Source organism: Paracidovorax avenae ATCC 19860 (genome assembly GCF_000176855.2).
Classification (GTDB): Bacteria; Pseudomonadota; Gammaproteobacteria; order Burkholderiales; family Burkholderiaceae_C; genus Paracidovorax; species Paracidovorax avenae.
The window spans coordinates 39,424-59,059 of the sequence record NC_015138.1; the positions used below are offsets into that span (position 1 = coordinate 39,424).

The following is a 19,636-nucleotide window of genomic DNA, read 5'->3' on the forward strand; positions in this document are numbered from 1 at the left end:
CGACAATCGCGCCCCATGAACCGTACCTTTTCCCCGGAAGCCGGTGCCGCAGGCCCCGCTTCGCATGTCCACCGCGCCGCGCCGCTGCCCGGCACGCACGACACCACCCGCATCGACGACACGCGCATCAAGGCGGTGCGGCCATTGATCACTCCCGCGCTGCTGCAGGAGTGGCTGCCCGCTTCGGACGATGCCCAGGCCCTGGTGGAATCCAGCCGCGCCGCGCTTTCGCGGGTGCTGCACGGCGAGGACGACCGGCTCGTCGTCGTGGTGGGGCCGTGCTCCATCCACGACCACGGCCAGGCCATGGAGTACGCGAAGGCGCTCAAGGCACAGGCCGACCGGCTGTCGACGGAGCTGGTGGTGGTGATGCGGGTGTATTTCGAGAAGCCCCGCACCACGGTGGGCTGGAAGGGCTACATCAATGATCCGCACCTGGATGGCAGCTTCGCGATCAACGAAGGCCTGGAAATGGCGCGCAGGCTGCTGCTGGACGTGCTGGCGCTCGGCCTGCCCGTGGGGACGGAATTCCTCGACCTGCTCTCGCCGCAGTTCATCAGCGACCTGGTGAGCTGGGGCGCGATCGGTGCGCGCACCACGGAAAGCCAGAGCCACCGCCAGCTGGCCAGCGGCCTGTCCTGCCCCGTGGGGTTCAAGAACGGCACGGATGGCGGCGTGAAGGTGGCCTCCGACGCCATCCTTGCCGCGCAGGCGCCGCACGCCTTCATGGGCATGACCAAGATGGGCCAGGCGGCCATTTTCGAGACGCGCGGCAACCGGGACTGCCATGTGATCCTGCGCGGCGGCCGCCAGCCGAACTACGGCGCGGCCGACGTGGACGCGGCCTGCGCCCTGCTGCGCGGCGCGGGCCTGCGAGAGCAGGTGATGATCGATGTCTCGCACGCCAACAGCAGCAAGCAGTACCGCCGCCAGATCGAGGTGGCGGCCGACGTGGCGGCGCAGGTCGCGGCCGGGGATGGCCGCATCACCGGCGTGATGATCGAAAGCCACCTGCGGGAAGGCCGCCAGGACATCGTGCCCGGGCAGCCCCTGGAGGCCGGCGTGTCGGTGACGGACGCCTGCCTCGGCTTCGACCAGACGGTGCCGGTGCTCGAAGGCCTCGCGGCCGCCGTACGGTCGCGCCGCAGCCATCGCTGATCCGCTGCCGCCCCGGGCCGCCTTGGAGGGCGCGGCTGTTGTTTTCTGCACGGAATGGCTACCCCAGTCCGGCCTCCGGACGGTTGCCAGGGTGTAGCATTCGGAAACATGCAGGCCGGGCCGTCTGCCGCTCCGGCGGGCGGATCCGGCAACGCGTCCCCTCCCATCCCACCACGCCCACACCATGCAGGTGCAGCCGCTCCCGCTTCCGATGCCGCACGCTCCAGAGCGCCGGACTTCCCCGCGTCTCCTGGAGCGCTGACCATGGTTGCGCGAACGGACCCGGACCGCCGGCGCCTGGACGCATTGCACGCCTGCGCCATTCTCGAGACGCCGGCCGAAGACACCTTTGATCAACTCGCCCGCCTGGCGGCCCATTTGTGCGGGGCCGCTGTCGCCGCCATCGGCTTCGTGGGCAAGGACTGCGAATGGTTCAAGTCCAGCGCGGGCATGGAACTCGGCACGCTGCAGAACCTGGCGGGCGCCCATGTCCTGTGCAGGCTCGCCCTCGGGGGCCGGCTGGTGCAGGTCAAGGATGCATCGGCCGATCCGGTATTGCGCAGCCATCCCCTGGTACAGGGGCCATCGCGCATGCGCATGGCGGCCTGCATGCCGATCAGCACCGCCGATGGCCTGACGCTGGGCGCCGTCGTGATCCTGGATGCGGCCCCGCGGCACCTGGAAGAGAGCCAGCGCGAGGCGCTGGTCGCGATCGCGAGCCAGGCGATGGCCCTCCTGGAACTGCGCCGCCAGCGCCGCGGCATGGCGCAGCGCGCGCAGGAACGGGCGCTTTCGGAAGAGCGTTTCCATCTCGTGGCACGGGCCACCGCCGACGCGATCTGGGACTGGAACCTGACCGATGATTCGATGTGGTGGAACGAGGGGATGGAAGTTCTCTTCGGCGTTCCGCTGCATACGCTGCCGCACGACAGCACGTCCTGGACGCAGCGGCTGCATCCCGAGGACAGCGACCGCGTGCTCGAGAGCATCCATGCCGCCATCGAAGGCGACGCCCTGCACTGGATGGACGAATACCGCTTCCGCAGGCAGGACGGTACCTATGCGTGGATCCGCGACCGCGGCTTCGTGATCCGCGATGCCCAGGGGCAGGGCCTGCGCATGGTCGGCGGGATGACCGACATCAGCGCCCAGAAGCAGAGCGCCCTGCAGGCCCAGCGCGATGCCGGCGCGCATGCGGAACTGGTGCGCGTGCAGCAGCGCATGAGCGCGCTCGACCTGCCCGTGGAGGAAGTCCTGCTGCTGGCGGCCCGCACCGCGATGGACCTGGCGGACGGGCAGGGCGCCATGGTCGTGCTGCGCGAGGGCGACCGGCTGCGCGTGCGCGCGAGCACGGGGCCGCGGGCCGCGCCACTGGACGAATCCCGCCCGATGCTCGGGTACCCGCTCTGGCAGCAGCTGGAAGCCGAGCAGATGGTGCTGCACAGCGATGGCTCGCAGCAGCACGCGCAGTTCGCCACCGACGAGGGCCAGCACGGCCTGCTGTCGTTCATCGCCGCGCCGCTGCGCGCCGGTGACACGGTGCTGGGCATGCTCAAGGTGAATGCCGATCCGGTGTTCACCTTCTCCCAGCGCCAGGTGGCCTATGTGCAGATCCTCGCCGAATCGCTGGGCGCCGTGCTGCAGCTGCGCAGCTATGCCGCGCAGCTGAGCGCCTCGGAACTGCAGTACCGCTCGCTCTTCGACGCACATCCGCAGCCGATGTGGGTCTATGAGCGCGGCAGCCTGCGCATTCTCGCTGTGAACCGTGCCATGGTGCGCCACTACGGCTACACGGAAGCCGAACTGCTGCGCATGACGACCGCCCAGCTCTGGCCCGAGGAGGAACGCTCGCGGCGGGAGGTGGAGGCACGGGCCCTGCCGACCGGCGTGCGCCGCGACGCGGTGCACCGCCGCCATCGCAAGAAGGATGGCACGCACATCGACATGGAGGTGTACGCGGGCGACATCACCTTCAACGGCAGGGCGGCGCGCCAGGTGCTCGCCACGGATGTGACGCAGCGCATGCGCGTGGAACGCGAGCTCGCGCGCGTGGGCACCGTGCAGCGGCTGCTGAGTGCATGCAACGAAGCCCTGGTGCGCGCCACGGGAGAGACGGCCCTGCTGTCCGAGGTGTGCCGCATCGCCCGGGAGGTGGGCGGCTACCGCAGCGCCTGGGTGGGCATGGTGCGCCACTGGAACGGCACCGAACGACAGAGCATCGAGCCCGTGGCCTGGTCCGGCCTGACGACGGTGGGCGTGGAAACCCTGCGCCCGGCCGGCACGCCCGACGCGCCCTGGACGCCGCACAGCCCCGGTCCGTCGGGCGAGGCGCTGCGCAGCGGGCGTCCGGTGATCGTCCACGACCTGCGGCAGGCACCGGATGCCGACCTGTGGGCCCAGCCGTTGCGCCAGATGGGACTGCCCGCGGTCATCAGCCTGCCGCTGCGCGATGCCGAACAGGTCTTCGGCCTGCTCACGCTCTATCCGGAAGAGGTGCTGGAAACCGGAGCGGAGGAGGCCGAACTGCTCCAGCAGCTCGCCAACGACATCGCCTTCGGCCTGGGCAGCCTGCGCACGCGGCAGGACCAGCAGCGCCTGCAGGCAGTGGTGCTCAAGGCCGCGGCCGCCGTGTCTGCCAGTACCGGAACGCAATTCTTCCGGCAACTGGCCAGCCACATGTGCGATGCCCTGGGCGCCCAGGGCGGCTGCGTCACGCGGCTGCTTCCGCAGCCGGGGGGGCGGGTGCCGCGCGCAGTGACGCTGTCACGCGTGGAAGAAGGGATGGTCCAGCCGAATGCCGAATACCCCCTGGAAGGCACGCCCAGCCTGCGCCTGGTGAACGAGGCCGAATGCGTGATCCCGGAAGGCATCGCCGAACTCTATCCGGATTCGCCGGTGGCACGGCTCGGTGCCCAGGCATATGTGGGCCTGCAACTGCGCAGCGCGGAAGGGCAGCCCATCGGTTTCGTGTTCGTGGTCTTCCGGGAGCCGCTGCAGCAGCCCGGCATGGTGATCTCCACGCTGCGCATTTTCGCGGCGCGGGCGGCGGCAGAGATGGCCCGCCAGGCATCGGACGCACACATCCGCCGACAGGCCTCGCTGCTGGACAAGGCGCGCGACGCCATCATCGTGCGCGACCTGGACCACCACATCACGTTCTGGAACGAAGGTGCCGAGCGGCTCTACGGCTGGACACGCGAGGAGGCGATGGGCCAGTCCATCGCCACGCTGCTATACCAGGACACGCAGGAATTCCTCCGCGCGACCCAGGCCACGCAGGAGCAGGGCGAATGGGCAGGGGAAATCGTCCAGTTCCACCGGGACGGGCGGCGCCTGGACGTGGAGGGCCGCTGGACGCTGGTGCAGGGCGAGCAGGGACAGCCGGACTCCATCCTGGCCATCAATACCGACATCGGCCAGCGCAAGGCCACGGAGCGGGAGATCCAGCGGCTGGCGTTCTACGATTCGCTGACCGGGCTGCCCAACCGCATGCTGCTGATGGACCGCATGCGGCACGCCCTGGCCACGGCACAGCGGCGCCGGCAGGGAGGGGCCCTGCTCTTCATCGACCTGGACAACTTCAAGACCCTCAACGACACCCTGGGCCACGACCAGGGCGACGTGCTCCTGCAGCAGGTGGCTGCCCGCCTGAACACCTGCGTGCGTTCCGTGGACACCGTTGCCCGGCTGGGCGGCGACGAATTCGTGGTGATGATCGAAGGGCTCAGCCCCCATCCCGACGACCTGGCGCTGAGCGCCCGCACCGTGGGCGAGAAGATCCTGGCCGTGCTGGCCACGCCGTACGTGCTGCAGGGCTACCACTACCGCAGCACGCCCAGCATCGGCGTGGCGCCGTTCGGCGACGGCCGGGCATCGACGGTGGGCGAGTTGCTCAAGCAGGCCGACCTCGCCATGTACCAGGCGAAGACCGCGGGGCGCAATACGCTGCGGTTCTTCGACCCGGGCATGCAGGCCGTGGTCACCGCCCGCGCGGAACTGGAGAACGACCTGCGCACCGCGCTGGCGCGGGAGCAGTTCATGCTGCATTACCAGCCCCAGATCGACCACCGGGGCGGGGTGACCGGTGTGGAGGCGCTCGTGCGCTGGCCGCATCCGCAGCGCGGCATGGTGTCCCCGGGGGAATTCATTCCGCTGGCCGAGGAAACCGGCCTGGTGCTGCCCCTGGGCCGCTGGGTGCTGCACACGGCCTGCGCCCAGCTGGCACGCTGGCGGCACGTGCCAGGGCGCGGGCACCTCAGCATGGCGGTGAACGTGAGTTCGCGCCAGTTCCACCACGAGGCTTTCGTGGAGGACGTGGTGCGCGCCATCACCGCGACGGGTGCGCCGGCATCGCGCCTGAAGCTGGAGCTGACCGAGAGCCTTTTCGTCGAGGACATGGAAACCACCATCGCCACCATGGCCGCGCTGCGGTCCCATGGGGTGGGGTTTTCGCTGGACGACTTCGGAACGGGGTATTCCTCGCTGAGCTACCTCAAGCGCATGCCGCTGGACCAGTTGAAGATCGACCAGAGCTTCGTGCGCGACCTGCTCGCCGATCCGAACGACGCCGCCATCGTGGACACGATCATCGCGCTCTCGCGCAGCCTGGGCCTGGACGTCATCGCCGAAGGCGTGGAAACGGCCGAGCAGCGCAGCCGCCTGGAACAGGCGGGCTGCCGTGCCTACCAGGGCTATTTCTTCAGCCGGCCGCTGCCTGAAACCGCCCTGGAAGACTTCCTGGTCCAAAAGCTTTCCCCGCGCTGACGCGCGGCAGGCGTGCACGCATCGCCGGCACGCACGGGACGGACATTCCATCCAGTCCCACTTTCCCTGCCGCCAGAGGCCCTACAAGCCCGCGACAAGCCTGCGCGGCAGCCCCCCTACTACTTTCCTCCTGAAGGCCCACCTGCGGCCTTTCCATGCCCGTTCCTGGGCATGGACGGCGTGAGGCATGCCTCCCGGGCCCCGGCGGGGCATGAACAAGCCCTCGATCCGCTGGAGCGGTTCCGGAACAGCCCGGCCCCGGTTGTTCCTTGTTCTTCCTTGTATGTCTTTATAAAAACATAGTCGTAGTAGTAAGGCCGGGCCGCAGCTGTGGACAACCGGAATTTTCCGTTGCGCGACAAGGCACTTGCCTTGCCGGCAACCATGTGGGTGGGGCAGGGTTGCCGCTGTCGCTCCGTCGGGGACAAATGCCGCTGGACTGCTTCCGCTGTGGATAAGCCGGCACTTGTGCGAAAGATGTCCCCAGGTTTGTCCCGGAATCCGGTGCGGGCAGTCTTGCCAAGGCCCGGAAAGGGGCCAGGTTGTGCCCATTCCGGCTTTTTGCTCGGGGTCGTGCGGCCGCGGACGCTCTGTCCGTGCTGCGGATGTGCGCGTGTGGATCGATCCGCTGAAAAAGGCTTGGCAGGGCCGAGCTAACGTTGCCGGTCGGAGGCTGGCCCGATCAGGCAAGAAAGGCCCTGCGCCCGGACCGGCGCCGGTCCAGCGCGCAGGTCAGCGGCTTGGAGCGGCCTCAGGCCTTTGCCATGGCCCCGGAGGATGTTCCTTGTTATTCCTTGAAAGCTTTTATAAAACCATAGGAATAGTAGTAAGGGAGCAGCCCCGTTGTGGACAAGCCTTGTTTCCCCAATGCTGGCAAGCACTTGGGACCTCCACAAGCCTGTGGCCTGGACGCGGGTGAACGCGGGCGCCGCCAGACAACAACTTCGGCTGCCGGCCTGCGGCGGTGGATAACCCGGAGATGTGCCTGAAATTGTCCCCAGCTTTATGCACATCCCTTGGTCGGCAGCCCGCCCCAGCCGGTTCGCGCCAATGAAAAAGCCCCGCAGGGCGGGGCTTCGGAAGGTGGGGGAGGGCGTTCCGTCAGAAGTGGTATGCGTACCGGAGCTGGACGAAGTTCTCTCCGGGGTTGGGGCGCTTGATGCCTGCATTGGAGAGATGCTGCACGCGGATCGCGATCTCGTGCTGGCGCTGGGCTCCCAGGCTGTAGCCCAGGCCCAGGTGGGATGCGAAGTTGTAGCGGGTGCTGAATTCCTTGTGGGGCGTGTGGTAGCGCTTGTCCATGTAGGTGATGCCGACCCCGCCTTCCAGGAACCACGGCGAGCGGCCGTTGTCGGGCCGCAGCCGGAAAGTGGGCGTGATGCCGGCGAGGGTGGCGTGGCTGGAGCCGCCGTCCACACTGTCGTAGGACCACCGGCTGGCGTAGATGTCCCAGTAGCCGCGTACTTCGCTGCCCCAGAGTTCGCTGCGCCAGGATGTCCACGGCAGGGTGACGCCCACCGTGGCGGAGTCGGTCTGGTGCTCCGCCCAGCCTCCCTGCACATACACCGAGGGTCCCTCGCTGCCCGCCGTTTGTGCGTGGACGCCGGCCGCGGCAGCGGCCGCCAGAATGAAAAAAGCGCCCCGGGCCGCCAGAGGGGCCACGAGGCGCTTCATGAATGAATGGTGCATTTTGCGAATTCCCAGTTATGTCGCGACCGTGAGGTTACACAATCGGCGTAACCCACTGTAGGACAGGGGCCGGGAAGTCCGCTGTAGGTGGCCGCCGCATGTGCGGCGGGGGCTGGTCACTGGGGGGCGGGCGCGGCGGGCGCCGGGGCTGCGCCGTGGCGCATGCCGCCATGGGCGCCCGGCTTGCCGTCCTTTCCGCGCATGCCGTCCCGGCCGTGCATGCGCCGGCTTTCCTCGTCGAACACCTTCTGCTGCGCGGGAGTCAGCGCGGCGTAGAAGGTTTTCGTGGCCTCGTCGCGGCGGTCCGCCTCGGCGTTGTGCTGGGCGCGCAGTGCCCGCATGCGGTCGATGCGTTCCGGCGTGGTCAGCTGCGCCATTCCGGACATGTCCGGGCGCGAGCCCTGCGGACGCATGGCCGCGGTGAAGGCATCCCATGCCGGTTGCTGGGCCGGCGTGAGCTGCAGCTTCTGCCGGAGGGCTTCTGCGCGCTTGGCCATGCGGGCTTCACGCTCCTCGGGGGTGGGCATGCGGTGCGGGCGTTCAGCTCCGGCCGTGGGGGGCGCGGCCGGCGGAGGGGGCTGCTGCGCGAAGGAGGGAGCCGCCAGCAGGGCCGTCAGTGCGGCGGCCGTGGCTGCGGTGGCGAAGCGTCGTTGCAGGAAAATTGCGGTCATGGCGATGTCCTTTCAGGTCCCCTGGAGGGGCGTTGCCGTCGCGACCGGTGCGGTGCGGCGGTTGGAAGCCAGTGTCGGGCGCCCGTGTATCCCCGCCATGAGGGGGGCGTGTGGCTGTGTAAAGTTGTGCCAAGGTTCTGTGACCCCGCCGGGGCGCGCAGCAACGACAATGGCGCCCTTTCGCCGGCACCGCGGCCGGCGCGCCCGCCGCAGGGCGATATCGCACACAAGGAATTCCGTGTTCAAGAACATGATCATCTACCGCATCGCCGAGTGGCATGCGGAACTGTCCCAGCTCGAGGAAGCCCTGGCCCGTACCCCGTTCGTGGAGTGCGGCGCCACCCAGGAGAAATCCGTGGGCTGGGTGCCGCCCCGGGGCGAGGCCCACGGCGCGCTCGCCGAATCCGTGGGCGGCCAGTGGATCCTGCGTTTCATGACCGAGTCCAAGATGCTCCCGGGATCGGTCCTGGCGCGCAAGGTCAAGGACAAGGCCGCTCGCATCGAGAAGGAAACCGGCCGCAAGCCGGGCAAGAAAGAAACCCGCGAACTCAAGGAAGAGGCCAAGCTCGACCTGCTGCCGATGGCCTTCACCAAGCAGGGGTCGATGTGGGTCTGGATCGACACCGAGGCGCGCCTGCTGGTGCTCGACACGGGCAGCCAGGGCCGGGCCGATGAAGTCGTCTCGCTGCTGGTGGAAGCGCTGCCGGGCCTGTCGGTCTCCCTGCTCGATACGCAGACCTCGCCGCAGGCGGCCATGGCCCACTGGCTCAAGGAGCAGGAGCCCCCGGTGGGTTTCAGCGTGGACCGCGAGTGTGAGCTCAAGAGCGCCGACGAATCCAAGGCCGTGGTCCGCTATGCGCGCCACCCGCTGGACATCGACGAGATCCGCGAGCACATCGCCGCCGGCAAGCTGCCCACCAAGCTCGCGATGAGCTGGGACGACCGCGTCGCCTTCGTGCTGACCGAGGGGCTGCAGATCAAGAAGGTGTCGTTCCTCGACACGGTGTTCGAGGGCCGCGGCCAGGACGATTCGGGCTTCGACACCGACGTGGCGATCGCCACGGGCGAACTCGCCAAGTTGATCCCCGACCTGATCGAGGCGCTGGGCGGGGAGGGCCGCACGGGCCTGGACGGCCCGGCGCCGGCACCGGGCGAGCGCCAAGCCGAGGCAGGCGATGCTGCTGCCGCACCGGCCGCTGCCACGGCGGACGCGGACGACGACGCACCGTTCTGACCGGGCAGCACGGTCCGGGACCTGCGCGCCGCGGCTACCATCGCCCCCCATGGCGCTCAACTGGGTCTGGATCGGCTTTTTCACCATCGCGTTCGTGACCGCCGCCGCGCGCTGGGCCTTGGGCGACGCGGATGTCTTCCAGGCGCTGCTGGCCGCGATGTTCACGGCTGCGCGCTCAGGCTTCGAGATCTCGCTGGGCCTGGCCGGCGCGATGGCGCTCTGGCTGGGCCTGATGCGCGTGGGCGAGCGCGCCGGCATGGTGGAATTGCTCGCGCGCGCGGCCGGCCCGCTGCTGCGGCGCCTCTTTCCCGGGGTGCCGCAGGGCCATCCGGCGCAGGGCGCGATGACCATGAATTTCTCGGCCAACCTGCTGGGCCTGGACAACGCCGCCACCCCGCTCGGGCTTACCGCCATGCGCGAGCTGCAGTCGCTGCACACGGGCCCCCGCGACACGGCCAGCGATGCGCAGATCATGTTCGTGGTCATGAACACGGCCGGGCTCACGCTGATTCCCACGTCGGTGATCGCGATCCGCCAGAGCGTCGCGGTGCAGCAGGGGCTGGGCGCGGGCTTCAACGCGGCGGATATCTTCCTGCCTACGCTGCTGGTCACCTTCATCGCGCTGATCGCGGGCGTGCTGGCCGTGGGCCTGTGCCAGCGGCTGCCGCTCTGGCGACCCCGGCTGCTGCTGCCGCTGGCGGCCGTGTCCGGGCTGCTGGGGGCGGCCGTATGGGCGCTGGGCCGGTTGCCGGCCGAGCAGGCGTCCCGCATCGCGGGCACCCTCGGCGCGGCGGTGATCCTCGGTATCGTGATGCTCTTCATCCTGGCCGGGGCGGTGCGCCGCATCAACGTGTACGACGCCTTCATCGACGGCGCCAAGGAAGGCTTCGGCGTGGCCGTGCAGATCGTGCCTTACCTGGTGGCGATCCTGGTGGCCATCGGCGTCTTCCGCGCGGCCGGTTGCATGGACGCGCTGCTCGCGGCCGTCGGCGCGGGCGTGGCGGCGCTCGGCTGGAACACGGATTTCCTGCCGGCCCTGCCAGTGGGGCTGATGCGGGTGCTGTCCGGCGCGGGCGCGCGCGGGCTGATGATCGACGTGATGCAGGCGCACGGCGTGGACTCGTTCGCCGGGCGCCTCGCTGCGGTCATGCAGGGCTCCGCCGAGACCACTTTCTACGTGCTGGCGGTGTACTTCGGCAGCGTGGGCGTGAAGCACACGCGCCATGCCCTGGCCTGCGCGTTGTTCGCCGACGCCGTGGGGCTGGCCGCCGCGATCGCGGTGGGGTACGCGATGCTGCGCTGACGGACACAGGCGGGGCGACGGGGTAGCCGGGCGGATGGGCCGGCCAATTGCAGGAGAATCCGGGCTTCTTTCCTTTTCGCTTCAGCCAGAGAGCCTCATCCCGTGACCGACGCAGTGCAACGCCCCGAACTCCCCGACCACCTCTCCATCGACCCGCGCAGCAAGTTCCACGTGCCCGCCGTGTTCGAGCACGACATCGGCATCCGCTTCAACGGCAAGGAGCGCTTCGACGTGGAAGAGTATTGCGTGAGCGAAGGCTGGATCAAGGTGCCGGCCGGCAAGACGGTGGACCGCAAGGGCCGGCCGCTGCTCCTCACGCTCAAGGGGACGGTGGAAGCGTTCTACAAATAAAAGTCACTCGCACCGGAACCGCACCTGCAGCACCGATGGATTCCCGGCGGTGCGGGACATGGCCACGCAGCGCTTCGCCGCATCGTCCATGCGCTGCACCAGGCGCACCGTGCCGCCTGCGTAGTCGCACGAGGCGAACTTGCCTTGCGGGTAGTCGCCCTCGAACACCCACGTGGCGGTGGATTCGCCCTTGCCACCCTTCGCGCCCTTGGCCGGCTTGTCCGACGTGGGCACCAGTGCCGCACCCTGGGCGGGCGGGCCGTCGAAAAAGTTGTAGCCGGTCAGGCGCAGCGGGCTTGCGTCCAGCACGATCTCGGTGCCTGCAGGCACGCCCGAGGCGCTGGCCTTCGGGGCGTCGAGCCGGACCGTGGCGGGGCATTCCAGCGTGGACGCCGACGCCGGCGCGGTGCCGGTGGCTGCCATGAGCAAAAGGGCCAGGGCTACCGACCGGCCGGCCGGAGTGTGAAAGGCAGATGCGGATGCTGGGTGCGTCATAGAGATCCCGGTGTCGTTCTTCCTGCGTGCCTTCATCATTCGATGACGGAATACGCGGCGGCGTTGTTGCTCGGGTCGGCGAAATCGCCGTTCTTGCGGTGGGGCTTGGGCCGCACGTAGCGCATGGACACCTTGGGCTTTTGCGTGTCGCTCAGCCATTGGTCCATGATCCAGATGCCGCCGGGATCCTGCGAGATGAAGAACGCTGCATGGTTGCCCGTGGGCAGGCTGCCGTACTTGCCGGCGCTGTTTCCAATCGTTTCAAATGCGCTCGAAAATGGCCGCGATGCCCTGGCCGCCGCCGATGCACATCGTGACCAGCGCATAGCGGCCGCCCGTGCGGTGCAGCTCGGCGATGGCCTTGGTAGTAATGATGGCGCCCGTGGCACCCACGGGATGGCCGAGCGAGATGCCCGAGCCGTTCGGGTTCACCTTGGCTGGGTCCAGGCCCAGCTCCTGGATCACCGCACAGGCTTGGGCGGCGAAGGCTTCGTTGGCCTCGATCACGTCCATGTCCTGCACCGACAGGCCCGTACGCTGCAGCACCGCGCGCGTGGCGGGCACCGGGCCGATGCCCATGTAGGCCGGGTCCACGCCGGCATGCGCGTAGCCGACCAGGCGCGCCAGCGGCCTGGCACCCAGCGCGGCCGCGCGGTCGCCCGCCACCAGCACCACGGCGGCCGCGCCGTCGTTGATGCCCGAGGCGTTGCCCGCGGTGACCGTGCCCCCGTCCTTCTTGAACGCGGGCTTCATGCCGGCCAGCACCTCGACCGTGGTGCCTCCACGCACGTGCTCGTCGGTGTCGAACAGCGTGGTCGTGCCCTTGCGGCCGGGGATTTCCACCGGAACGATCTGCTCCTTGAAGTAGCCCGCCTCGATGGCGGCGGCCGCGCGGCGCTGGCTTTCTGCCGCCAGCCGGTCCTGCGCCTCGCGGCCGATGCGGTAGCGCTCGGCCACGTTTTCAGCGGTGATGCCCATGTGCATCTTCTGCCACGGGTCGTGCAGGATGCCCAGCATGTAGTCGATGCTCTTCGCATCGCCCATGCGTGCGCCCCAGCGGGCGGCGGTGTCGAAGTAGGGGCCCCGGCTCATCGATTCGCTGCCGCCGCCGATGGCCACGTCGCAGTCGCCCAGCGCGATCGCCTGCGCCGCCGACACGATGGCCTGCAGGCCCGAGCCGCACAGGCGGTTGACGTTGAAGGCGGGCGTCTCCACCGGGCAGCCCGCATCGATGGCGGCCACGCGCGAGAGGTAGGCGTCCTTCGTGTCGGTGGGGATCACGTTGCCCATCACCACGTGGCCGACCGCATCGGCCGCGATCCCGCTGCGCTCGATGGCCGCGTGCACGGCAGTGGTGGCGAGCTGGGTGTTGGGGATGTCCTTGAGCGAGCCGCCGAAGGTGCCGATGGCGGTGCGGGCGATGGAGGCGATGAGGATGTCGCGGGAGGGCATGGCTGGTGATCCTTCGAAGAAAGAAAAGCGGAAAGATCGAATGCCCGGAGGCCTGTTGCCATCAGGTTCCGGGCAGCGATCCATGCCGCCATCGTAGGCCTGCGGTCTCGCACGGACTGGCGCCAAGGCGTCATCGCATGGGACGCAAGAACCTTGGGACGAGCGAAACTCTTAAACCCTGCGGGTTTTATAAGTCGTTGACCTGAAAGGATGAATTTTGGAGGTACGGATGTTCCATACCTCTCTGGGTCAAAGTTTGCCTGCTCTGCGTTTCAGCCTTCAGAAGCCCCCGCCAAGTCATCCAGGATCGGGCAATCCGGCCGCCCATCCCCCTGGCAGCAGCCCACCAGCTGCTGCAGCGAGCGCTGCATGGCCTGCATGGACTCGATGCGGCGGCCCAGGTCGTCGATGTGGGCCTGGGCGATGCGCTTGACCTCGCGGCTGGCGCGGCGCTGGTCCTGCCAGAGGCCGAGCAGGGCGGCGATCTCTTCCATCGAGAAGCCCAGGTCGCGCGCGCGGCGGATGAAGCGCAGGGTATGGATATCTCGTTCGCCGTACTGGCGGTAGCCACCGTCCGTGCGGGCCACGCCGCGCAGCAGGCCGAGGGCCTCGTAGTGGCGGACCATGCGCTGCGAGACGCCCGCCCGCGCGGCGGCGGTGCCGATGGGCACGGGCGTTGCGGCCACTGGAGTCGCTGTTCCCGCCTCCGGGGTCGCTGCGTTGGCGGCACCGGACCGCGTGCCGGCAGGCCGGGGCCGGCGATGCATCGTCGCCTGCGCGCTCATGCCGCGACCGTGTAGCCCTCTTCGGTGATGGCGGCGGCCAGCGCCTCGCGGGGGCGGTCGCTGTCCACCACGACACGGCCGGTGGGCAGGTCGACCTGCACGGTGGCGTCGGTGTCGACCTGGCGGACGGCGTGCACGACGGCGCGCTCGCAGTGGCCGCAGGTCATGCCCTGGACCTGGAAGCTGTGTTGCATGGCGAACTCCTTTTCGGATGGCAGTGGATGGATGCCGGAATGATGAACCCTGACATGGTGGCAGAGTCAAGCATCGGCTGCGCCCCGCGGGGTCTTGACCTTGCCATGATGTCAGGGGTTAACGTGCCGGCATGGCTGATTCATCTTCCTCTGCTTCCTTCTCTCCCGATGGCCCGGCTGCCGCACTGGCGGAGCGGTCCCTGGACCTGGGCATCGGCGGCATGACCTGCGCGAGTTGCTCTGGCCGCGTGGAGCGTGCGCTGCGCAAGGTGCCCGGCGTGCGCAGTGCCGAGGTCAACCTCGCGACCGAGCGTGCGCACATCGTCTACGGTGCGCGGGATGGTGGCGAGGCCGACGCCATGGATGGCCTGCTGCGCCGCGCCGTGCGCCATGCGGGCTACGAGCCGCGCGCGGCGGATGCGCCTGAGCCGCCGGATGCGGCCTCGCCCTGGGCCGGCTTCGGGCCGGTGGCGGCAGGCATCGCGCTGTCGCTCCCTCTGGTGCTGCCCATGCTCGGCGGCCTGGCGGGGCGGGACTGGATGCCGCCGGCCTGGCTGCAGTGGCTGCTCGCCACGCCCGTGCAGTTCGTGCTGGGCTCGCGTTTCTACCGCGCGGGCTGGCATGCGCTGCGTGCGCGCGCCGGCAACATGGACCTGCTCGTGGCCATCGGTACCAGCGCGGCCTACGGCCTGTCGCTGTGGCTCTGGCTCGCGTCCGGGCACGGGGCGGGGCATGCGCCGCACCTGTACTTCGAGGCCTCGGCCGTGGTGATCACCCTGGTGCTGCTGGGCAAGTGGCTGGAGGCCCGCGCCAAGCGGCAGACCACGGCGGCGATCCGCGCACTGCATGCGCTGCGGCCGGACGCCGCGCACTGGATCGGACCGGACGGTGAGGTGGACGTGCCCGTGGCCGAGCTGATGGCAGGGGACCGCATCGCCGTGCGCCCCGGCGAACGCCTGCCGGTGGACGGCACGGTGATCGAGGGGCACACGCAGGTGGACGAATCCATGCTGACCGGCGAGCCGCTGCCGGTGGCGCGGGGCCCGGACGACCCGGTGACGGGCGGATCGGTGAACGGCGATGGCCGCGTGGTGGTGCGGGTGACGGCCGTGGGTGCGGAGACGGTGCTGGCGCGCATCATCCGCCTGGTGGAGGAGGCGCAGGCCGCCAAGGCACCGATCCAGCGGCTGGTGGACCGCGTCTCCGCCGTGTTCGTGCCGGCCGTGCTGGTGCTGGCGCTGTGCACGCTGCTGGGCTGGCTGGCCTGGGGCGCGGGCCTGGAGACCGCGCTGATCCACGCCGTGGCCGTGCTGGTGATTGCCTGCCCTTGCGCGCTGGGCCTGGCCACGCCGGCCGCGATCATGGCGGGCACGGGCGTGGCCGCGCGGCACGGCATCCTCATCAAGGATGCGGAGGCACTCGAGGCGGCGCACGGCGTGGACACCGTCGCTTTCGATAAAACGGGCACCCTGACACTGGGCCGCCCCCGCCTGCAGACGTTCGATGCGGCGCCCGGGCAGGACGCGCAGGGGCTGCTGGCGACCGCGGCTGCGCTGCAGGCGGGCAGCGGGCATCCGCTGGCGCATGCCACGCTGCAGGCCGCGCGCGAGCGGGGGCTGGCGCTGCCCGAGGCGGCGGCAGATGCGGGTGCGGTTCCGGGCCAGGGAGTGGAGGGCCGGACCGGGGGCGCACTGTGGCGCATGGGCAGCCTGCGCTGGATGGCCGCGCTGGGTGCCGTGGTGCCCCAACCGCTGGCCGAGCGCGCGCGTGCGCTGCAGGACGGCGGTGCCACGGTGTCCGCGCTGGCCGAACAGTTGCCGGACGGCGGGCATGCGGTGCGTGCCGTGCTGGCGTTCGGGGATGAGCCCAAGTCCGGTGCGGCCGCGGCGATCGAAGCTTTGCGGTCGCGGGGGCTGCGGGTGGTCATGCTGTCGGGCGACAACCGCGGGGCCGCCGAGGCGATGGCACGGCAACTGGGCCTGCGGCCCGAAGCGGGCGAGGTCGTGGCCGAAGTGCTGCCGGGCGGCAAGGCCGAGCGCGTTGCGCAACTCCAACGCGGCGGTGGGCAGGCCCCGGAGGGGCCGGGCCGGCATGTCGTGGCCATGGTGGGAGACGGGGTCAACGACGCGCCCGCGCTGGCCGCGGCCGACGTGGGCATCGCCATGGGCAACGGCACCGACGTGGCCATGCATGCGGCCGGCATCACGCTCATGCGTGGGGATCCGGCGCTGGTGGCGGCCGCCATCGACATATCCCGGCGCACGGTGGTCAAGATAAGGCAGAACCTCTTCTGGGCGTTCGTGTACAACGCTGCGGGCATTCCTCTGGCCGCGCTGGGCTACCTCAGCCCGGTGGTGGCAGGTGCGGCCATGGCGCTCAGTTCGGTGAGCGTGCTGGCAAATGCCTTGCTGTTGAAGCGCTGGCGTCTTTGAGAATTGCAATTGCTTCGGTTACGCTCGGTGATCGCTTTGCTACGTTTTGTTTCATTCATAGCCGGCCCGCATCGACGTGCTGGGGGGATTAGAGGAAGGCAATCATGAAATTCGATTCGCTCATGCGCGGGTTCACCATCCGTGTCCGCATGCTCGGGGCCATCGGTGTCGTACTGTGTCTGCTGGGCCTGCTCGGCGGTGCGGGCATGCTGGGCATGTTCCGCATCCACGCGATGAGCGAGGAATTCATCGGCCATTCCTTCTCGGAAGTCAGCGCCATGGCCGAGCTGCGCGGCGAGATGGGCAACATCCGCCAGCACGAGAAGGACATGATCATCCAGTACGAGAAGCCCGAGGGCGTGCAGAAGTCGCACGCGGCCTGGCTGGAAAGCCTGGACCGTGCCAAGAAGGCCGCCGCGCGCTTCCAGGACGGCGGGCAGGACAAGGACAACCAGCTGGCCACCGACATCGTGAAGCGGCTCGATGCCTACCGCACCCAGTTCGCGAGCGTCGCGCGCCAGCTCGAGGCTGGCGGCTATGACAGCGCCACCATCGCCAACCGCATGAGCACCAAGGCCGTGGCGGAATTTGCCGAGGCCGACAAGCTGCTCACCCAGCTGGACAGCGAACTGCGCAAGGAAGTGGCGGAGGTAACCGCGCGCCAGCAGTCCGTGTCCGAGCAGACCAAGTGGCTGTTCGCGCTGGCGGTGGTGATCACCGTGGTGGTGGTGGTGCCGCTCACGCTGCTGAACATGAATTCCATCTGCCGCCCGCTGGTGGAGGCGCGCCGCATGGCCCAGGCCATCGCCGGCGGCGACCTGTCGCAGCGCATGCACGTGGAGGGCCGCGACGAGGTGGCTGACCTGCAGCGCTCGCTACAGGGCATGCAGCAGGGGCTGGGCGCACTGGTGTCGCAGGTGCGCGATGCGAGCGGCAGCATCGCCACGGCCAGCCAGGAGATCGCCTCGGGCAACCAGGACCTGTCCTCGCGCACGGAGCAGACTGCCAGCAACGCGCAGGAGGCGGTGGCCTCGCTGTCGCAGCTCACATCCACGGTGCAGCAGACGGCATCGTCCTCGCAGGTGGCCAACCAACTCGTCGCCTCCGCATCGGGCATCGCCACGCGGGGCGGCGCCGTGGTGGAGCAGGCGGTGGCCAGCATGCACGAGATCTCGGCCTCCAGCCGCAAGATCGGCGACATCATCGGGCTGATCGACTCCATCGCCTTCCAGACCAACATCCTGGCGCTGAATGCGGCCGTGGAGGCCGCCCGGGCCGGCGAGCAGGGCCGGGGCTTCGCCGTGGTGGCCGGCGAGGTGCGCAGCCTCGCGCAGCGCAGCGCCCAGGCGGCCAGCGAGATCAAGGGACTCATCAGCTCGAGCGTGACCGCCGTGAACGGCGGCGTGCGCCACGTGGAGGATGCGGGCTCCGCCATGAAGGAGATCGTGGAGAGCGTGCAGCGCGTCTCGGACATCATCGGCGAGATCAACTCCGCCGCCGCCGAGCAGTCTTCCGGCATCGGGCAGGTCAACGGTTCCGTGGGCGAGATCGACCGCATGACCCAGCAGAACGCCGCACTGGTGGAGCAGTCCGCCGCCGCCGCGGAATCGCTGCGCGAGCAGGCTGCGCGCCTGTCGCAGGTGGTGCAGCAGTTCCACCTGGACGATGCGGCGGTGGCGGGCCATGCGGCGGCCACCCCCGGTTCCGGCGCCTATGGCGATGCGGCGGTGCTGCCGGCGGGTGGCCGGACGGCTTTGCTGTCGGCTTGATGGATGGGAGGCGGGGCGGGAGCGATTTTGCTCCTCGCCTCGGCCTGTCGAACGGAGCGGTTTCCCCCAGGCGTTTCTCAGGGCGTGCTGAACTCGACTATTTCAGAGGCAGGTCTGCCACGGCGTCGCGCAGTTGGCGCGCCCGGGTGGTGTTGAGTTCTGCAATGCATGCCAAGCGCTGGATTTCGTGAGAATTACCGGCGCCTCCTCCGCTCAGGGATGCCCGGAATTTGCAGTGTGCATCACGGTATTTCTCGAAATCCTTATCGGATGCATCCAGTTCGGCCTTGGCTCGGCCAGCATATTGGGCATCCTCATCCCACTTCGACAGGATGCTGATTGCGTTATTCCTTGCTTGGCGTAAATCATCCTTGCTGTTTGATGCCTTTTTTGCAAGGCAATCACGCATTCCGGCTTGGGAATGGGCGCTGCATTCCTCGCGTGATTTGATATCCCGATCTTGGGAACCCGACGAAACTGCAATCGCGTTCATAGAAAACAAGAATCCGAGAGCGGCAACAAGCTTTTGAAAATTTTCCACGACGACGATATCGTTGATTGATCGTGTAGTCAGGATGATTTTCGCCCCCGGCGAAATCCAACTATTGCACCGATGACGAAGCAGAGCGCCATGAATGCTAGGCAAATAACATATATCTCATTGATATCGGAATCGGATTTGATATAACGTGGACCATACCAACGGGTAAATATGTCTGCCAAAAAATAAGAAATGAGACTTCCGATAAGTGCACCAAATAATGAATATAAAAATCGTTTCATGGCAGTTCCCAGAACCAGATCGATTTCGCCTCCCTGAAGTTGCTCCAGACACCACTCCAGGATATTTTTGCATGAATACGGAACCAGGAAGAAACTTCTGTCATTCTGTTTCCATTGTATAGATCGATATGATCACCCGTCATTCCTGGACCGTAATAGTCTTTAAAAAAGATGATTCCCTTTTTATGATCAACTTTTTCAAAGGCATCTGAGGCCTCTTCGCCATTGTATTTCGTCAGCTTCGCTGGCAAGCGAGACGCCCCAGCTGCAAGCCAATTGGCAAGCTCTTCCGCTCTGATGGCATATTTGGGACGGTCTTTTTGCCATGACCAAGTACCACGATAGGTTCTCATGTCCACACCGGCCCTTATGAGCGCTGCCGACATATTAATGGCACATTGATTTTCATAAACGGCTTTGTCAAGCAAGGGTGCATCCCCCATAACATTCGGATGATTTTTCCATAGTTGTGCAAATGTCACCATTCTCCGAGCCCTCCGATTCATAGAGATTGCAGGACCTTCCAATGCCATGCTGTGAACTTCTGGTTCACGTG

General features: G+C 68.0%; 16 protein-coding genes. 7 read left to right on the top strand and 9 right to left on the bottom strand.

The window, feature by feature from the left end; translation table 11 throughout:
- The first annotated feature begins 15 nt into the window (after positions 1 to 15).
- Together ACAV_RS00170 and ACAV_RS00175 are read left to right on the top strand one after the other, a co-directional pair.
- Positions 16 to 1,158 (top strand): 3-deoxy-7-phosphoheptulonate synthase, encoded by a 1,143-nt coding sequence (locus tag ACAV_RS00170; protein WP_013592548.1) that lies wholly within the window; start codon positions 16 to 18, stop codon positions 1,156 to 1,158.
- Between the two features lie 264 nt (positions 1,159 to 1,422).
- A complete protein-coding gene (locus tag ACAV_RS00175) occupies positions 1,423 to 5,922 on the top strand; it encodes an EAL domain-containing protein (RefSeq protein WP_013592549.1) in 4,500 nt (1,499 codons plus the stop codon).
- 1,101 nt (positions 5,923 to 7,023) lie between these two features.
- Here ACAV_RS00175 and ACAV_RS00180 read toward each other — a convergent pair.
- On the bottom strand, positions 7,024 to 7,611 hold the full coding sequence (locus ACAV_RS00180; protein WP_013592550.1) for an acyloxyacyl hydrolase: 588 nt from the start codon (positions 7,609 to 7,611) through the stop codon (positions 7,024 to 7,026).
- Between the two features lie 116 nt (positions 7,612 to 7,727).
- Complete coding sequence (locus tag ACAV_RS00185; protein WP_013592551.1) at positions 7,728 to 8,282, bottom strand: Spy/CpxP family protein refolding chaperone; 555 nt, start codon at positions 8,280 to 8,282, stop codon at positions 7,728 to 7,730.
- Positions 8,283 to 8,520: 238 nt separating this feature from the next.
- On the opposite strand from ACAV_RS00185, the gene ACAV_RS00190 reads away from it, so the two are divergent.
- The 3 genes from ACAV_RS00190 to ACAV_RS00200 all read left to right on the top strand — a co-directional run bounded on the left by ACAV_RS00190 (position 8,521) and on the right by ACAV_RS00200 (position 11,170).
- Positions 8,521 to 9,516 carry a recombination-associated protein RdgC gene (locus ACAV_RS00190; RefSeq protein WP_041828458.1) on the top strand — a complete coding sequence of 332 codons (996 nt, stop codon included), beginning with the start codon at positions 8,521 to 8,523 and terminating at the stop codon, positions 9,514 to 9,516.
- A 49-nt stretch (positions 9,517 to 9,565) separates the two neighbouring features.
- Positions 9,566 to 10,819: a nucleoside recognition domain-containing protein gene (locus ACAV_RS00195; protein ID WP_013592553.1), complete on the top strand. Its 1,254-nt coding sequence runs from the start codon at positions 9,566 to 9,568 to the stop codon at positions 10,817 to 10,819.
- Between the two features lie 102 nt (positions 10,820 to 10,921).
- Positions 10,922 to 11,170 carry a DUF3297 family protein gene (locus ACAV_RS00200; protein ID WP_013592554.1) on the top strand — a complete coding sequence of 83 codons (249 nt, stop codon included), beginning with the start codon at positions 10,922 to 10,924 and terminating at the stop codon, positions 11,168 to 11,170.
- Between the two features lie 3 nt (positions 11,171 to 11,173).
- Here ACAV_RS00200 and ACAV_RS00205 read toward each other — a convergent pair whose 3' ends face one another.
- The 5 genes from ACAV_RS00205 to ACAV_RS00225 form a co-directional block, all read right to left on the bottom strand.
- A complete protein-coding gene (locus ACAV_RS00205; RefSeq protein ID WP_013592555.1) occupies positions 11,174 to 11,704 on the bottom strand; it encodes an STY0301 family protein in 531 nt (176 codons plus the stop codon).
- Complete coding sequence (locus ACAV_RS00210) at positions 11,701 to 11,991, bottom strand: BPSL0067 family protein (RefSeq protein WP_244875509.1); 291 nt, start codon at positions 11,989 to 11,991, stop codon at positions 11,701 to 11,703. The genes ACAV_RS00205 and ACAV_RS00210 overlap by 4 nt, the downstream gene beginning before the upstream one ends.
- Positions 11,927 to 13,117 (bottom strand): acetyl-CoA C-acyltransferase family protein, encoded by a 1,191-nt coding sequence (locus tag ACAV_RS00215; protein WP_013592556.1) that lies wholly within the window; start codon positions 13,115 to 13,117, stop codon positions 11,927 to 11,929. The genes ACAV_RS00210 and ACAV_RS00215 overlap by 65 nt, the downstream gene beginning before the upstream one ends.
- Positions 13,118 to 13,389: 272 nt before the next feature.
- Entirely contained in the window at positions 13,390 to 13,902 is a 513-nt protein-coding gene (locus ACAV_RS00220; RefSeq protein ID WP_013592557.1) for a Cu(I)-responsive transcriptional regulator, read from the bottom strand.
- Positions 13,899 to 14,096: a heavy-metal-associated domain-containing protein gene (locus ACAV_RS00225; protein WP_013592558.1), complete on the bottom strand. Its 198-nt coding sequence runs from the start codon at positions 14,094 to 14,096 to the stop codon at positions 13,899 to 13,901. Before ACAV_RS00225 ends, ACAV_RS00220 begins: the two co-directional genes overlap by 4 nt.
- Before the next feature lie 131 nt (positions 14,097 to 14,227).
- Between ACAV_RS00225 and ACAV_RS00230 the strand changes: the two genes are divergently transcribed.
- Positions 14,228 to 16,528, top strand: coding sequence for a heavy metal translocating P-type ATPase (locus ACAV_RS00230; protein WP_013592559.1), 2,301 nt, complete (start codon positions 14,228 to 14,230; stop codon positions 16,526 to 16,528).
- 104 nt (positions 16,529 to 16,632) lie between these two features.
- On the top strand, positions 16,633 to 18,297 hold the full coding sequence (locus ACAV_RS00235; RefSeq protein ID WP_013592560.1) for a methyl-accepting chemotaxis protein: 1,665 nt from the start codon (positions 16,633 to 16,635) through the stop codon (positions 18,295 to 18,297).
- A gap of 97 nt (positions 18,298 to 18,394) precedes the next feature.
- Here the strand turns inward: ACAV_RS00235 and ACAV_RS23915 are convergent, their stop codons facing one another.
- Together ACAV_RS23915 and ACAV_RS23920 are read right to left on the bottom strand one after the other, a co-directional pair.
- The gene (locus tag ACAV_RS23915) at positions 18,395 to 18,790 is read right to left on the bottom strand and encodes a lysozyme inhibitor LprI family protein (RefSeq protein WP_081463096.1); all 396 of its coding nucleotides are present in this window, start codon (positions 18,788 to 18,790) and stop codon (positions 18,395 to 18,397) included.
- A 286-nt stretch (positions 18,791 to 19,076) separates the two neighbouring features.
- Positions 19,077 to 19,565, bottom strand: a complete 489-nt coding sequence (locus tag ACAV_RS23920) for a type VI secretion system amidase effector protein Tae4 (protein ID WP_013592562.1) — start codon at positions 19,563 to 19,565, stop codon at positions 19,077 to 19,079.
- Between the last annotated feature and the right edge of the window lie 71 nt (positions 19,566 to 19,636).

Coding starts and splice junctions, on each gene's coding strand:
- ACAV_RS00170 (WP_013592548.1), top strand. CDS start 16: ATGAACCGTACCTTTTCCCCGGAAGCCGGTGCCGCAGGCCCCGCTTCG.
- ACAV_RS00175 (WP_013592549.1), top strand. CDS start 1,423: ATGGTTGCGCGAACGGACCCGGACCGCCGGCGCCTGGACGCATTGCAC.
- ACAV_RS00180 (WP_013592550.1), bottom strand. CDS start 7,611: ATGCACCATTCATTCATGAAGCGCCTCGTGGCCCCTCTGGCGGCCCGG.
- ACAV_RS00185 (WP_013592551.1), bottom strand. CDS start 8,282: ATGACCGCAATTTTCCTGCAACGACGCTTCGCCACCGCAGCCACGGCC.
- ACAV_RS00195 (WP_013592553.1), top strand. CDS start 9,566: ATGGCGCTCAACTGGGTCTGGATCGGCTTTTTCACCATCGCGTTCGTG.
- ACAV_RS00205 (WP_013592555.1), bottom strand. CDS start 11,704: ATGATGAAGGCACGCAGGAAGAACGACACCGGGATCTCTATGACGCAC.
- ACAV_RS00210 (WP_244875509.1), bottom strand. CDS start 11,991: ATGCGCTGGTCACGATGTGCATCGGCGGCGGCCAGGGCATCGCGGCCA.
- ACAV_RS00215 (WP_013592556.1), bottom strand. CDS start 13,117: ATGCCCTCCCGCGACATCCTCATCGCCTCCATCGCCCGCACCGCCATC.
- ACAV_RS00220 (WP_013592557.1), bottom strand. CDS start 13,902: ATGAGCGCGCAGGCGACGATGCATCGCCGGCCCCGGCCTGCCGGCACG.
- ACAV_RS00225 (WP_013592558.1), bottom strand. CDS start 14,096: ATGCAACACAGCTTCCAGGTCCAGGGCATGACCTGCGGCCACTGCGAG.
- ACAV_RS00230 (WP_013592559.1), top strand. CDS start 14,228: ATGGCTGATTCATCTTCCTCTGCTTCCTTCTCTCCCGATGGCCCGGCT.
- ACAV_RS00235 (WP_013592560.1), top strand. CDS start 16,633: ATGAAATTCGATTCGCTCATGCGCGGGTTCACCATCCGTGTCCGCATG.
- ACAV_RS23915 (WP_081463096.1), bottom strand. CDS start 18,790: ATGAACGCGATTGCAGTTTCGTCGGGTTCCCAAGATCGGGATATCAAA.
- ACAV_RS23920 (WP_013592562.1), bottom strand. CDS start 19,565: ATGGTGACATTTGCACAACTATGGAAAAATCATCCGAATGTTATGGGG.